Origin of the sequence: Streptomyces sp. G45 (assembly GCF_049542095.1) — a bacterium.
In the GTDB taxonomy this organism is placed as follows: domain Bacteria; phylum Actinomycetota; class Actinomycetes; order Streptomycetales; family Streptomycetaceae; genus Streptomyces.
The window spans coordinates 2926306-2940337 of record NZ_JBMUZU010000001.1 but is presented as its reverse complement, the minus strand read 5'-3'; the positions used below and the strand labels follow the sequence as shown (position 1 = coordinate 2940337).

The window sequence follows — 14032 nt, the reverse complement described above, 5'->3', positions numbered from 1 at the left end:
CCGTCCACCGTGGCCGTCCTGCGCGACGGGTCAACCGACCTTGAGCACGATCTTGCCTCGGGTGCGGCCCTTCTCTCCGTAGGCGTGCGCCTGGGCCGCGTCCGCCAGGGGCAGCACGGTGTCGACCTCCGCCCGCAGCCGCCCCTCGGCCACAAGGCGGGCGATCTCCAGCATCCCGTGCCGGTCGGGCTCGACCACCGTCCAGCCGGTGCGCACGCCGAGCGCTGCGGCCCGGGCGGGGTCCGGGAGCCCTCCCGGGTCCGGGAGGGTGACCAGGTGGCCGCCCCGGCGCAGCACCGGCAGCGACCGGTCGCCGTACGCGCCGCCCACCCCGTCGAGGACGACGTCCACGTCCCGCACCGCTTCGGAGAAGTCCGTCACCGTGTAGTCGATCAGCTCGTCGGCGCCGAGCCCCCGGAGGAACGCGTGCTTGTCCGCGCGCGCCGTGCCGATGACGTACGCCCCGTGCGCCTTCGCGATCTGCACCGCGAGGTGGCCCACGCCGCCCGCCGCGGCGTGGATGAGGACCCGCTGCCCCGAGCGGAGCCCGGCGGTCTCGATCAGGGACTGCCAGGCGGTCAGCGCGGCCAGCGGCAGGGCGGCCGCCTGGACGTGGTCGACGCCGCTCGGCTTCGGGGCGAAGCGGCGCGCGGGCGCGGCCACGTACTCGGCGTAGCCGCCCGCCTGCTCCGGGAAGCGGGGCATGCCGAACACCTCGTCGCCCGGCTGGAACAGGGTCACTCCGGGGCCGACGGCCTCGACGGTGCCCGACACGTCGTACCCGAGGATCGGCGTGTCCCCCAGGTGCCGAACGCGCCCGCGGCACGCGTCTTCCAGTCGACGGGGTTCACCCCGGCCGCGTGCACCTTCACCAGGACCTCCGTAAGGCCCGGTTCGGGGCGGTCCACCTCTACGGGGACGAGGACATCGGGGGTGCCCCAGGCGCGGGGGCTGACGGCCCGCATGGTGGGGCGGTCCTGAACGGGCGTACGGGAGCTCATGGGTCGTGTCCTTTCTGGTGAGCGGTCACCAGAGTGAGCCCCGGAGGACGAGCGCGGTGCTGGCCGTATGGCCATCGTGTGACAGGATCTGGCCATGAGTTCCGCCGCCGCGTCCGACCGCCGTCACCGCGTCGCCGTCCTCGCCCTGGACGGCGTCTACCCCTTCGAGCTGGGCATCCCCTCCCGCGTGTTCGGCAACGCCGAGGACGCGGCCGGGCGCCCGCTGTACGAGGTCGTGGTGTGCACCGTGGACGGCCGCCCCGTGCGCGCCGACGCGGGCTTCTCCGTAGCGGTCGAGCACGGCCCCGAAGCCCTGGAGACGGCGGACACGGTGGTGCTCCCGCCCGCGGGCCCCTGCGACACGGTGTCCGCCGCCGACGGGATCCCCCAGCCGCTGGCCGCCGCGCTCGGCCGGGTGCGCCCGGGCACCCGCCTGGTGTCGTTCTGCAGCGCCTCGTTCGTCCTGGCGGCGGCCGGGCTGCTCGACGGGCGGCCCGCGACCACCCACTGGCAGGTCGCCGAGCGGTTCCGGCGCGCGTTCCCGCGGGTGCGGCTCGACGAGGACGTCCTCTTCGTGGACGACGGCGACATCCTCACCTCGGCGGGCGTCGCCGCCGGAGTCGACCTGTGCCTGCACCTCGTGCGCCGCGACCACGGCAGCGCCGTCGCCAACCACGTCGCCCGCCGCTGCGTGGTGCCGCCCTGGCGCGACGGAGGACAGGCGCAGTACATCGAGCGGCCCGTCCCGGAGCCGACCGTCGCCACCACCGCGCCCACCCGCGCGTGGGCCCTGGAGCGGCTCCAGGAGCCCCTGACGCTCGCCGAGATGGCGGCGCACGCCCGGATGAGCCTGCGCACGTTCACGCGCCGCTTCCGCGACGAGGCGGGCACCACGCCGGGCCGCTGGCTCACGGCCCAGCGCATCGAACTCGCCCGCCACCTCCTGGAGACCAGCGACCTGCCGATCGACCTGGTCGCCCACCGCGCGGGCTTCGGCACCGCCAACTCGCTGCGCCAGCACATGCGCTCCGTCCTCGGAGTGTCACCCGCCGCCTACCGCAGGACGTTCGCCGCGGCCCGGCCCGCACGGGGCGCCCGGGCCGCCCAGCCCGCCCGCGCCGCCTAGTCGGCGTCCTCGGCGACCACCTCCACTCCGTAGAAGCACAGGTGGTCCTTGATCTGCGCCACTTCGGGCTTCGGGTCCGGGTACGCCCACACCTCGTCCCCCCGGCCGTCCCCGCCCGGCAGCGACCAGTAGGAGGCCGTGCCCTTGAAGGGGCAGTACGTATGCGTGCCGGACGGCGTCAGGACGTCGGTGCGGACGTCCTCGGGCGGCAGGTAGTAGCGCACCGGGCAGCCCGTCTCGCGCAGCACCAGGGGGCGCCTGCTCTCCGCGATGACCTCGCCGCCGTGCACCACGCGCACGTGCCGGGTGTCCTGCTCGATGGTGATCCGGTGTCCCTCGCTCACGGTCAGGCCCTTCCTCGCCGGAGTGTCAGTGGCGGAACGTACCGTAGGCCGCATGAGAATCTGCGTCTTCCTCTCCGCCGCCGACCTGTCCGAGACCTACACCCGCCCCGCCCGCGAGTTCGCCGAGCTGCTCGGCAAGGGCGGGCACACGCTGGTGTGGGGCGGCTCGGACGTCGGCCTGATGAAGGTCGTGGCCGACGGCGTGCAGGAGGCGGGCGGGCGCCTCATGGGCGTCTCCGTGGACTTCCTCGCCGCCAAGGCCCGCCCCGGCGTGGACGACATGGTCATCGCCAAGGACCTCGCCGAGCGCAAGGCGCTGCTCCTGGAGAAGGCCGACGCGGTCGTCATCATGGTCGGCGGCACGGGCACGCTGGACGAGGCCACGGAGATCCTGGAGCTGAAGAAGCACGGCAGGACCACCAAGCCGGTGGTGCTGCTCAACACGGCGGGGTTCTACGACGGCCTGAAGGAGCAGTTCCGCCGCATGGAGGACGAGGGCTTCCTCCCCGTGCCCCTGACCGACCTGGTCTTCTTCGCGGAGGAGCCGGTCGGCGCCCTGGCGTACCTGGAGGAGTCGATGGGCACGCGCTGACCAACCCGGCCCGCCCCGGCAGGGAAGAGCCCGTCCGGCGTTTGAGGACGAGCCGCGAAGCGGCAATGAGGCCCCCACCCCCGGCGGCCCCCGCCACCCGCACGCCGTCCCAGGCCGGAATGCGACCATAAGCGCATGCCAACACATGTGATCACCGGCGCGGGCTCCGGCATCGGCGCGGCCGTGGCCCGCAGGCTGCACGCACGCGGAGACACCCTCGTCCTGCACGCCCGGGACGCCGCCCGCGCCAAGGAGCTCGCCGCCGAGTTCCCCGGCGCCAGCACCCTCGTCGGCGACCTGAACGACCCGGACAAGCTGTCCTGGGCCTTCTCGCACCAGACGCTCCCCGACCGCGTCGACTCGCTGCTGCACATCGCGGGCGTCGTCGACCTCGGCCCCGTGGGCGAGCTGACCCCCAAGTCCTGGCGCCACCAGCTGAACGTGAACCTGATCGCGCCCGCCGAGCTGACCCGGCACTTCCTGCCGCAGCTGCGCGTCGCCCAGGGCCACGTGGTCTTCGTGAACTCCGGCTCCGGCCTGCGCGCGCACGCCGACTGGTCCGCGTACGCCGCCTCCAAGCATGGCCTGAAGGCCCTCGCCGACGCCCTGCGCCACGAGGAGCACGGCAACGGCGTCCGCGTCACCTCCGTCTACCCCGGCCGCACGGCCAGCCCCATGCAGGTCAAGGTGCACCAGCAGGAGGGCAAGGAGTACGACCCCGGGCAGTGGATCGACCCCGAGTCGGTGGCCACGACGATCCTGATGGCCCTCGACCTGCCGCGCGACGCGGAGGTCAACGACCTGACGGTGCGGCCGGGGCGGTGAGCGAGGCGGTGAGCACCGAGGACACCGGCCACACCGGCCACACCGGCCCCGCCTGGGGCGCGGCCACCGGCGTCGGGTCCCTGCCCGGCGGCGACGCCCGGGAGAGCGCCAAGACCGTCACCGGCACCTTCGAAGAGCCGGGCCAGGGCATGCCGTTCCTCCCGGAGCTGCCCGCGCGCGGCCCCGGCGCCGACATGATCGGGCGCACGGCGGGGCTGCTCGTCGACCTGTACGCGCGTGTGGAGCCCAGCGGCTGGCGCGTCGGCGACCGGCCCGGGCGGGACACGCGGCGCGCGGTGTCCTGGCTGCGCGAGGACCTCGACGCCCTGGAGGAGTTCACCCAGGGGTACGAGGGCCCGCTGAAGGTGCAGGCCGTCGGCCCCTGGACGCTCGCCGCCGCCCTGGAGCTGAAGAACGGCGAGGCGATGGTCTCCGACCTCGGGGCCTGCCGGGACCTCGCCGGATCCCTCGCCGAAGGGCTGCGGGCGCACCTCGCGGACGTCCGCAGGCGCGTGCCGGGCGCCCGCCCGGTGCTCCAGCTCGACGAGCCCTCGCTCACCGCCGTGCTGCGCGGGCGGATCAAGACCGCCAGCGAGTACCGAACCCACCGGGCCGTGGACCGCCAGCTCGTGGAGAGCGCGCTGCGCGACGTCATGGCCGTCCACGACGGCCCGGTCGTCGTGCACTCGTGCGCGCCCGACGTGCCGTTCGCGCTGCTGCGCAGGGCGGGCGCCGACGCCCTGTCGTTCGACTTCGCGCTTCTCACCGAGCGTGACGACGACACGCTGGGCGAGGCCGTCGAGGGCGGCACACGGCTGTTCGCCGGTGTCGTGCCGGGCACGGACGGCCCGTTGTCAGACCCTGCCGGTAGCGTCATGGGTGTCAGGAAGCTGTGGCGCAGGCTGGGGCTGAATCCGGGGTCGCTCGCGGAGTCGGTCACGGTCACGCCGTCGTGCGGACTCGCGGGCGCTTCGCCCGCATATGCCCGCGCGGCGCTCGCGCACTGCGCCCGCGCGGCACGATCACTCGCGGACAACCCTGAGTAACTGGGTCTGAAGGCAACGGGAGGACGAGACGGTGGCTGTCGAACAGGAAGGCACGGTGCCCGCACGGGCACGCGAGCAGCATGCCGAGCTGGCCGAGCGCATCGAGGAGCACCGCTTCCGGTACTACGTGAAGGACCAGCCGGTCATCAGCGACGCCGAGTTCGACCGGCTCCTGCGCTCGCTGGAGGCCCTGGAGGACGAGCACCCGGAGCTGCGCACGCCGGACTCGCCCACCCAGAAGGTCGCGGGGTCGTACGAAACGGAGTTCACCGCCGTCCAGCACCGCGAGCGCATGCTGTCGCTCGACAACGCCTTCGACGACGAGGAGCTGGCCGCCTGGGCCGACCGCGTCGCCAAGGAGGTCGGCACCAGCGCGTACCACTTCCTGTGCGAGCTGAAGATCGACGGCCTCGCGGTGAACCTCACGTACGAGCACGGCAAGCTCACCCGCGCCGCCACCCGCGGCGACGGCCGCACCGGCGAGGACATCACGCCGAACGTCCGCACCATCGCCGACATCCCCGACCGCCTCAAGGGCGACCGGATTCCCGCGCTCGTGGAGATCCGCGGCGAGGTCTTCTTCCCCATGGAGAAGTTCGAGGAGCTGAACGCGCGCCTGGTCGCGGCGGGCGACAAGCCCTTCGCCAACCCGCGCAACGCGGCGGCGGGCTCGCTCCGCCAGAAGGACCCCCGCATCACGGCCACGCGCCCGCTGCACATGGTGGTGCACGGCATCGGCGCCCGCGAGGGCTTCGACATCGACTGCCTCTCCCAGGCGTACGGCCTCCTGCGCGAGTGGGGCCTGCCCACGACCACGCACAGCAAGGTCGTCGACGACCTCGACGGCGTCCGCGACTTCATCGCGTACTACGGCGAGAACCGCCACTCCGTGGAGCACGAGATCGACGGCGTCGTCGTCAAGCTCGACGAGATCCCCCTCCAGGGCCGCCTCGGCTCCACCTCCCGCGCCCCGCGCTGGGCCATCGCGTGGAAGTACGCGCCGGAGGAGGTCAACACCAAGCTGATCGACATCCGCGTCGGCGTCGGCCGCACCGGCCGCGTCACCCCCTACGCGCAGGTCGAGCCCGTCACCGTCGCGGGCTCGGAGGTCGAGTTCGCCACGCTGCACAACCAGGACGTGGTCAGGGCCAAGGGCGTCCTCATCGGCGACACGGTCGTGATCCGCAAGGCGGGCGACGTCATCCCGGAGATCCTCGGCCCGGTCGTCGACCTGCGCGACGGCAGCGAGCGGGAGTTCGTCATGCCCGCCGAGTGCCCCGAGTGCGGTACGGCGCTGCGCCCGATGAAGGAGGGCGACATCGACCTGCGCTGCCCGAACGCCCGCACCTGCCCGGCCCAGCTGCGCGAGCGCCTGTTCTACCTGGCGGGCCGCAAGAGCTTCGACATCGAGCACTTCGGCTATGTGGCCGCGGCGGCCCTCACCAAGCCCCTGGAGCCCGCCACGCCGCCGCTGACCGACGAGGGCGACCTGTTCGACCTCACCATCGACCAGCTCCTGCCGATCAAGGCGTACGTCCTCGACCAGGACAGCGGCCTGCCCAAGCGCGACCCGGAGACCGGCGAGGAGAAGATCGCCACGGTCTTCGCCAACCAGGAGGGCGGCGCCCGGAAGAACGCGCTCGCGATGCTGGAGAACATCGCCGCCGCCAAGGAGCGCCCCCTCGCCCGCGTCCTCACCGGCCTGTCCATCCGGCACGTCGGCCCGGTCGCGGCCGAGGCGCTGGCCCGCGAGTTCCGCTCCATCGACCGCATCGAGCAGGCCACGGAGGAGGAGCTGGCCGCCGTCGAGGGCGTCGGGCCGACCATTGCCGCGTCCCTGAAGCAGTGGTTCACCGAGGACTGGCACCGCGAGATCATCCGCAAGTGGCGGGCCGCGGGCGTCCGGATGGAGGAAGAGGGCGGCGACGAGGACCAGGGCCCCCGCCCCCTCGAAGGGCTCACCGTCGTCGTGACGGGAACGCTCAAGGACCACACGCGGGACGGCGCGAAAGAAGCCCTCCAGAGCCGCGGAGCGAAAGTCACCGGTTCCGTTTCCAAGAAGACGGCGTTCGTCGTTGTGGGGGAGAACCCCGGCTCGAAGTACGACAAGGCCATGCAACTGAAGGTGCCGGTTCTCGATGAGGACGGGTTCGCGGTCCTGCTCGAAGAGGGCGCGGACGCCGCTCGGGAACGCGCACTTCCGACCGAAGAATAGCGGTTGAAGGCCACCCGTTCAGCGCATACCAGATGCATACGGGTGGCCGGGTCGCATTCGGGCAACCGTAGACGACCGCTGCCCGTGGAAGCCTTCTGCGGCCTACTGTTGAGGTGTGCGCCTGCCGTGCCCCGCTGCGGACGGGGTGTCCCCCACTCACGGAGAGCGGGGAAAGGTTTTCGGACGCGGCTGTCTAGGACTTGATCCGCGTGGCGTGGGCACCGCCGGCTGTGAGAGGGACGGGAATGGAACCGACCGAGAGCGTCGCCCCGGACTCATGGCTGCGGTCGTGCCTGCGGCGCGGACTCGGCGCCTGGCGGGGCCGCCGTGCCGCACGGGAGACCAGGGACGCGGGTGGCGCCGAAGCCGCCGGTGACGACCGGGTCGAACAGCCTGGCGAGCGGCTCGGCGGGCTCCCCCGATCCGCCCCCGCGACCGCGCCTGGACCACCGCGGGCGGCGCACTCGACGAGGTCCCCCCGGCGTCCCTGGGGGGCTCTCCCGGCTGCGGAACGGGTGTTTCCGGCCCAGGTGGCGCCCCTCGGGGGGAGCAACGGTCATAGCGGGTAGGGCACTTGGTGAGGGACCGGAGCAGAGCGGACGGCACACGTCCGGGCGGGGAGCTGGAGGTCAGACAACCGGAGGCCCGGCGGAGGCTGGTGTGACGGCGAGTGCCGAGGACGCACGACGGAGTGCGGTGAGTGGGGCCGGGAGCGCGGCTTCCGCGCGTGGCGCGAGGAAGGGAGGCGGCGGGACCGGAGCGGGTGCGGGAAACGCGGCCTTCACGGGAGGCGCGGGAAGCGTCGGCGGTGCGGGAGGCACTGGAAGCACGGTCGGCGCGGGCGGCGCTGGAGGCAGAGGCGCGGCGCCCGGGACGCCGGGTGCCCCGGCCGGGCGGCGCGCGCGGTGGCGCCCCGGGCGCGGCCCCGAGCCGGAAGGGCCGGACGTCGGCGGGAGCGAGCCCGCGGGGCGCGGCGGCTGGCCGCTGCTGCCCGCTGCGGTCGTCACGGCCGCCGCCGTCGCCCTCGGCACCGGCTTCTTCCACGCCTTCACCGGCGGCCACCCGCTGTTCCCGTCCGGCACGGTCGGCTGGTCGTTCGCCATCCTGACCGGACTGATCGTCGGTCACCTGGTCGCGCTCGGCCGGGACCGCTGGTGGGGCGGCACCGGCTCCGGCGGCGCGCTGACCGTCGCGGTGCTGCTCCTGTACGGCTGGATGCCCGCGGGCATGGTCAGCCTCACCGTCGTCGTCCTCGTCGGCGTCGCCCGCCGCCACCGCTGGCGCCAGGGCGTGCTGCACGGCGCGGTCGACATCCTCGGCATCGGCGCGGGCGCGCTCACCCTGGCCGCGTTCGGCACGGCCCCGGCCGCCGACTCCCCCTGGAATCCCGAGAGTTGGGACCTGTACACGGCCCCGGAGGTGGCCCTGGTCGCCGTCGCGTACCTGGCCGTCACCCGCGTCCTGCTGTGGTACGTGCACGCCCCGCGCACCGGCGCCCTGCCCACGGTCACCCGCACCGCCCTGGTCCGCCAGGGCCTCCTCGGCGTGGCCCTGCTCGGCATCGCCCCGCTCATCTGCGTCGTCGCCACCTCGCTGCCGCTGCTGCTGCCGCTGTTCACGATCCCGCTGGTCGCCCTCGACTCGACGCTGTGGATCGCCCGGGCCAGAGCCGAGGAGCAGCTGCGCGACCCGCTCACCGGACTGCCCAACCGGCAGTGGCTCCTGGAGCGCACCTGGACGGCCCTCGACGACGCCGAGCGGATCGGCGCCCGCTCCGCCCTGATGCTGATCGACATGGACCGCTTCCGCTCGGTCAACGACACCCTGGGGCACCTCGCCGGTGACCGGCTGCTGCTCCAGATCGCCGACCGGCTGCGGCTCGCGCTGCCGCGCGGCGCGGAGGCGGCCCGGCTCGGCGGCGACGAGTTCGCCGTCCTGCTGCCCGTCGCCGACTCCACCACGTCCGCGCAGCGCGTCGCCCGCCAGCTCGTCGCCGCGCTCGGCTCCCCCCTCGACCTGGACGGGCTCACGCTGGTCCTGGAGGCCAGCGCCGGACTCGCCGTCTTCCCCGACCACGCGCTCGACGCGGAGGGACTCCTTCGCCGCGCGGACGTGGCGATGTACCAGGCCAAGCGGGACCGCACGGGCGTGGAGGTGTACGAGTCCAAGCGCGACTCCAACACCCCTGACCGGCTCGGCCTGTTGGGCGATCTGCGGCGCGCCCTGGACGCGGGCGACGTGGAGCTGCACTACCAGCCGAAGGTCCGCTTCGACGGCGAGGTCGCGGGCCTTGAGGCGCTGGTGCGCTGGGTGCACCCGGAGCGCGGCAAGGTCCCGCCGGACGAGTTCATCGCCATCGCCGAGTCGTCCGGCCTGATGCCGCACCTCACGGAGTACGTCCTGGAGTCGGCCCTCGCCCAGGTCGCGAGGTGGCGTTCCCAGGGCCTGAACGTCCCCGTCGCGGTGAACGTGTCCCCGCGCGATGTGCACACCCCCGGCTTCGCGGGCGCCGTCGCCGCGCGCCTGGCCCGGCACGGGGTGCCCGCGGGCGCCCTCCAGTTGGAGATAACGGAGCACGTTCTCCTGGAGGACCCGCAGCGCGCCGCCGACACGCTGGCCGGTCTCACCGGGCACGGCGTGAAGATGTCCCTGGACGACTTCGGCACGGGCTACTCGTCGCTGGTGCACCTGCGCCGCCTGCCGGTGAGCGAGCTGAAGATCGACCGGTCCTTCGTGGCCCGGCTTGCCGTCGACACCGAGGACGCCGAGATCGTGCGCTGCACGGTCGACCTCGCGCACTCCCTCGGCCTGCTCGTCGTCGCGGAGGGCGTCGAGGACGACGAGACCTGGGAGCGGCTGCGGGACCTCGGCTGCGACGCCGTGCAGGGGTGGCTGGTGGCCGCGGCGATGCCGCCCAGCGAGACCACCGCGTGGCTGCGGGCGCGGGGTGAGGGGGGCGCGCGGCGGGCCGTGGACCCGGCGGCGCCCGGGTCCACCGCGTCGTCGCCCACGCGGGCGGTGCCCTAGGCTGCGCCTGGCCTGGGCGGGGGCCTGCCCTGGGCGGTGGGCTTCCCTAGGCGGGGGCCTTTTCTCCCCGCCCGCCCGCCCCTCCACCGGGGCTGGCGCCCCGGGCCCCGCCGGTTCGGATGGGGCTTCGCCCCTTTCCCCTGATTGCCGCTTCGCGGCTCGTCCTCAAACGCCGGACGGGCTTTCAGACGCGGCTCGTCCTCGAACGCCGGACGGGCCGTCCGCGTACGGAACGTCCACGTCGCCCAGGCGATGAAGCCCACCCCCAGCCACACGTAGAAGTTGCCGACGACCGCGTGGAAGGGGTCCCAGTCCAGTTCGCGGTGCCAGTGGGGGACGTACCAGAGGATTCCGTACGGGAGCAGGGGGCGGGACGGGTCCCAGGTGCCGAAGCCGTCGATGCGGATCGGCCACGCGGCGAACAGCGCGAACAGGCCACCCGTCCACAGCCACGCCCGAGCCGTGCGCTGCCGCAGCGCCGCGTCGCCCGCGAGGACGAGCACCGGCGCGATCCACACCCAGTGGTGGGTCCACGACAGCGGCGAGCACACCAGGGTCAGCACCCCCACCACGCAGACCGCGACCAGCTCCCGGCCGCGCCGCGACGCCACCGCCGCCGCGCCGAGCCCCGCCACCACCAGGAGCCCGCACAGCGCGCCCCACCAGGGCCCGCCGATGCCCTCGGCGCCCTGCCCGAAGCGGACGAAGACGCCGTTGAGGGACTGGTTGGCCAGGTACTCGCGGCCGCCCGGGCTGCCCGCGAAGGCGCCGCCCCAGAAGTCCGCCGACGCCTGGGGGAGGGCCGCCCAGCCGGTAAGGACGGTACCGGCGAAGGCCGCCGTGGCGACCGCGGCGGCCCGGTAGCGCCGGGTGACCAGCAGATACACGATGAACAGGGCGGGGGTGAGCTTCAGGCCCGCCGCGAGGCCGACGCCCACGCCCTTCCAGGGGCGCCGGTCGGGTGTGGCCAGGTCGGTGATCACGAGCGCGAGCAGGACCAGGTTCACCTGGCCGAAGTCCAGGTTCTGGAGGATCGGCTCGGTCCACAGCGCCGCCCCGCAGACGGCGAGCGCGCAGCCCGCGGTGGCCGCGCCGGGGCGCCGCCCGGCAAGGCGCGCGGACGCCCACGCCGCGAGGGCGAGCGCGGCGATCGACACCGCCGCCACGACGCGGAACGCGGCGGTCAGATCGAGGCCGCCGAGTGCGCGGAACGGCAGCAGGGCGAACGGGGGGTAGAGGTAGGGCAGGCCGTGGATGCCGAACTTCCCGGTGTACAGCTCGTGCTCCGGGGCGTCGGAGGCGTCGAGGTAGACGCTCAGATCGGCCGGGCTGCGGTATGCGGCGTACGTGGGGTCCGTCACCAGGGTCCACCAGGCCCAGAGGGACACGGCGAGGGTGGTGGCGCCGAGGGCGAGTACGGCGTGACGGGGGAATCGGGGGTGCATGCGGGCATGCTCGGGGGCGCGTGCCGGGGCGCCCCGGCAGCGCACCGGGCGCGCGGACGATCCGCACACCACCTGGCCGAATCGTCGTACCGCCGGTGCCCTCGCGGGGGGGGGGGGGGGGGGGGGGGCCGCAGGTGATCGGCCTGGCGGCCTCGTCCTCAAACGCCGGACGGGCTGGATCGTCGCGGGCTGGGCTGGATTCTGCCGGTGCGGCAGAGTTTCAGCCCGTCCGGCGTGTGAGGACGAGGCGCGGAGCGCCAACCAAGCAGTGCCGGGCGCCCACGCCAGTTAGGGGCACCCGTGGCCGCCCCATAGGATTGACCCCAAATCCATCACGCTCACCCCAGAGGATCGCTGCATGCCTGGCATCACGCGCGAGGAGGTCGCCCACCTCGCCCGCCTAGCACGTCTGGAGTTGAAGGCGGAAGAGCTCGACCACTTCGCCGGACAGCTCGACGACATCATCGGCGCGGTCGCCCGCGTCTCGGAGGTCGCCGACCAAGACGTACCGCCGACCTCGCACCCGCTGCCGCTGACGAACGTCATGCGCGCGGACGAGGTCCGTCCGTCGCTCACCCCCGAGCAGGCGCTCTCGGGCGCCCCGGCCCAGGAGCAGCAGCGTTTCAAGGTGCCGCAGATCCTGGGGGAGGACTAACCGACCATGACGGACATCATCAAGCTCACCGCCGCCGAGATCGCGGCGAGGATCGCCTCCGGCGAGCTGACCGCCGTCGAGGTGACCGAGGCCCACCTGGCCCGCATCGACGCCGTCGACGAGAAGGTGCACGCGTTCCTGCACGTGGACCGCGAGGGCGCGCTCGCGCAGGCCCGCGCCGTGGACGAGAAGCGTGCCAAGGGCGAGAAGCTCGGCCCGCTGGCCGGTGTGCCGCTGGCGCTGAAGGACATCTTCACCACCGAGGGCATCCCGACCACGGTCGGCTCGAAGATCCTCGAAGGCTGGATCCCGCCGTACGACGCCACGCTCACCAAGAAGCTCAAGGCCGCCGACGTCGTCATCCTCGGCAAGACCAACATGGACGAGTTCGCCATGGGGTCCAGCACGGAGAACAGCGCGTACGGCCCGACGGGCAACCCCTGGGACCTGACGAAGATCCCCGGCGGCTCCGGCGGCGGCTCCTCCGCCGCGCTCGCCGCGTACGAGGCGCCGCTGGCCATCGGCACCGACACCGGCGGCTCCATCCGCCAGCCCGCGGCCGTCACCGGCACGGTCGGCGTCAAGCCGACGTACGGCGGCGTCTCCCGCTACGGCATGGTGGCGTTCTCCAGCTCCCTGGACCAGGGCGGCCCCTGCGCCCGCACGGTCCTGGACGCGGCGCTGCTGCACGAGGCCATCGCCGGGCACGACCCGCTGGACTCCACGTCCATCGACGCCCCGGTCCCGCCGGTCGTCGAGGCCGCCCGCAACGGCAGCGTGACGGGCATGCGCGTCGGCGTCGTCAAGCAGTTCCGCGGCGAGGGCTACCAGGCGGGCGTGCTCCAGCGCTTCGACGAGTCCGTCGAGCTGCTGAAGTCCCTGGGCGCCGAGGTCGTGGAGCTGGACTGCCCGTCCTTCGACCTGGCCCTTTCGGCGTACTACCTGATCGCGCCCTCCGAGTGCTCCTCGAACCTGGCCCGCTTCGACGCCATGCGCTACGGCCTGCGCGTCGGCGACGACGGCACCAGGTCCGCCGAGGAGGTCACCGCGCTGACCCGCGAGGCCGGTTTCGGCGACGAGGTCAAGCGCCGCGTCATGCTCGGCACGTACGCGCTCAGCTCCGGCTACTACGACGCGTACTACGGCTCCGCGCAGAAGGTCCGCACGCTGATCACGCGCGACTTCGAGAAGGCCTTCGAGCAGGTCGACGTGATCGTGTCGCCGACCACGCCGACCACCGCCTTCCCGATCGGCGAGCGCGCCGACGACCCGATGGCGATGTACCTGGCCGACCTGTGCACGATCCCGACGAACCTGGCGGGCAACGCCGCCATGTCGCTGCCCTGCGGCCTCGCGCCGGAGGACGGCCTTCCGGTCGGGCTTCAGATCATCGCCCCCGCCCTGAAGGACGACCGCCTGTACAAGGTGGGCGCCGCCGTCGAGGCCGCCTTCGTGGAAAAGTGGGGTCACCCGCTCCTGGAGGAGGCACCGTCGCTGTGAGCAAGGCACTGAGCAAGGCCAAGGGCTTCAAGAAGTCCAAGACCGGCACGTATCTGTCCATCGGCACCACCGCCTTCGGTGCGCTGAGCACGCTCAAGCAGGTCAGGAAGGCGCGCGCCGAGCACGACACGCTCCAGCTCGTGGACGCCGTCGTCTCCGCGGCCGCCATCGTCACGGGCATCGCCATCCTGGTGCGTGAGCTGAAGCGCATCGGCGACGACGACGTACTGCTCGGCTGAGAAGGAAGTTCCCCACA

11 protein-coding genes and 1 pseudogene are annotated in these 14032 nt (G+C 73.4%); 9 read left to right on the top strand and 3 right to left on the bottom strand.

What is annotated here, in order from left to right; translation table 11 throughout:
- Positions 1-30: 30 nt before the first annotated feature.
- Positions 31-965, bottom strand: a pseudogene (locus ACOBQU_RS11660) (NADP-dependent oxidoreductase).
- Positions 966-1095: 130 nt separating this feature from the next.
- On the opposite strand from ACOBQU_RS11660, the gene ACOBQU_RS11655 reads away from it, so the two are divergent.
- The gene (locus ACOBQU_RS11655; protein WP_423626378.1) at positions 1096-2127 is read left to right on the top strand and encodes a GlxA family transcriptional regulator; all 1032 of its coding nucleotides are present in this window, start codon (positions 1096-1098) and stop codon (positions 2125-2127) included.
- Here ACOBQU_RS11655 and ACOBQU_RS11650 read toward each other — a convergent pair.
- On the bottom strand, positions 2124-2477 hold the full coding sequence (locus ACOBQU_RS11650) for a DUF427 domain-containing protein (protein ID WP_423634416.1): 354 nt from the start codon (positions 2475-2477) through the stop codon (positions 2124-2126). The genes ACOBQU_RS11655 and ACOBQU_RS11650 overlap by 4 nt on opposite strands.
- 46 nt (positions 2478-2523) lie before the next feature.
- On the opposite strand from ACOBQU_RS11650, the gene ACOBQU_RS11645 reads away from it, so the two are divergent.
- From ACOBQU_RS11645 to ACOBQU_RS11625, 5 genes are all read left to right on the top strand, one after another.
- Positions 2524-3063: a TIGR00730 family Rossman fold protein gene (locus ACOBQU_RS11645; RefSeq protein WP_423626376.1), complete on the top strand. Its 540-nt coding sequence runs from the start codon at positions 2524-2526 to the stop codon at positions 3061-3063.
- 135 nt (positions 3064-3198) lie between these two features.
- On the top strand, positions 3199-3888 hold the full coding sequence (locus tag ACOBQU_RS11640; protein ID WP_423626374.1) for an SDR family oxidoreductase: 690 nt from the start codon (positions 3199-3201) through the stop codon (positions 3886-3888).
- A gap of 8 nt (positions 3889-3896) precedes the next feature.
- On the top strand, positions 3897-4934 hold the full coding sequence (locus ACOBQU_RS11635; protein WP_423634414.1) for a methionine synthase: 1038 nt from the start codon (positions 3897-3899) through the stop codon (positions 4932-4934).
- A 31-nt stretch (positions 4935-4965) separates the two neighbouring features.
- Complete coding sequence (gene ligA / locus ACOBQU_RS11630) at positions 4966-7149, top strand: NAD-dependent DNA ligase LigA (RefSeq protein WP_423626372.1); 2184 nt, start codon at positions 4966-4968, stop codon at positions 7147-7149.
- A gap of 696 nt (positions 7150-7845) precedes the next feature.
- Positions 7846-10176 carry a putative bifunctional diguanylate cyclase/phosphodiesterase gene (locus ACOBQU_RS11625; protein WP_423626370.1) on the top strand — a complete coding sequence of 777 codons (2331 nt, stop codon included), beginning with the start codon at positions 7846-7848 and terminating at the stop codon, positions 10174-10176.
- On the opposite strand, the gene ACOBQU_RS11620 is transcribed toward ACOBQU_RS11625, so the two are convergent.
- The gene (locus tag ACOBQU_RS11620; protein ID WP_423626368.1) at positions 10173-11621 is read right to left on the bottom strand and encodes a glycosyltransferase 87 family protein; all 1449 of its coding nucleotides are present in this window, start codon (positions 11619-11621) and stop codon (positions 10173-10175) included. The genes ACOBQU_RS11625 and ACOBQU_RS11620 overlap by 4 nt on opposite strands.
- Positions 11622-11979: 358 nt before the next feature.
- Here ACOBQU_RS11620 and gatC point away from each other — a divergent pair, with 358 nt between their 5' ends.
- From gatC to ACOBQU_RS11605, 3 genes are read left to right on the top strand one after another with little or no spacing between them, the layout of a single operon-like run.
- A complete protein-coding gene (gene gatC / locus ACOBQU_RS11615; protein ID WP_010984178.1) occupies positions 11980-12276 on the top strand; it encodes an Asp-tRNA(Asn)/Glu-tRNA(Gln) amidotransferase subunit GatC in 297 nt (98 codons plus the stop codon).
- 6 nt (positions 12277-12282) lie between these two features.
- Positions 12283-13776, top strand: coding sequence for an Asp-tRNA(Asn)/Glu-tRNA(Gln) amidotransferase subunit GatA (gene gatA, locus ACOBQU_RS11610; protein ID WP_423626366.1), 1494 nt, complete (start codon positions 12283-12285; stop codon positions 13774-13776).
- Positions 13773-14015: a hypothetical protein gene (locus tag ACOBQU_RS11605; RefSeq protein WP_423626364.1), complete on the top strand. Its 243-nt coding sequence runs from the start codon at positions 13773-13775 to the stop codon at positions 14013-14015. Before gatA ends, ACOBQU_RS11605 begins: the two co-directional genes overlap by 4 nt.
- The last annotated feature ends 17 nt before the right edge of the window (positions 14016-14032 follow it).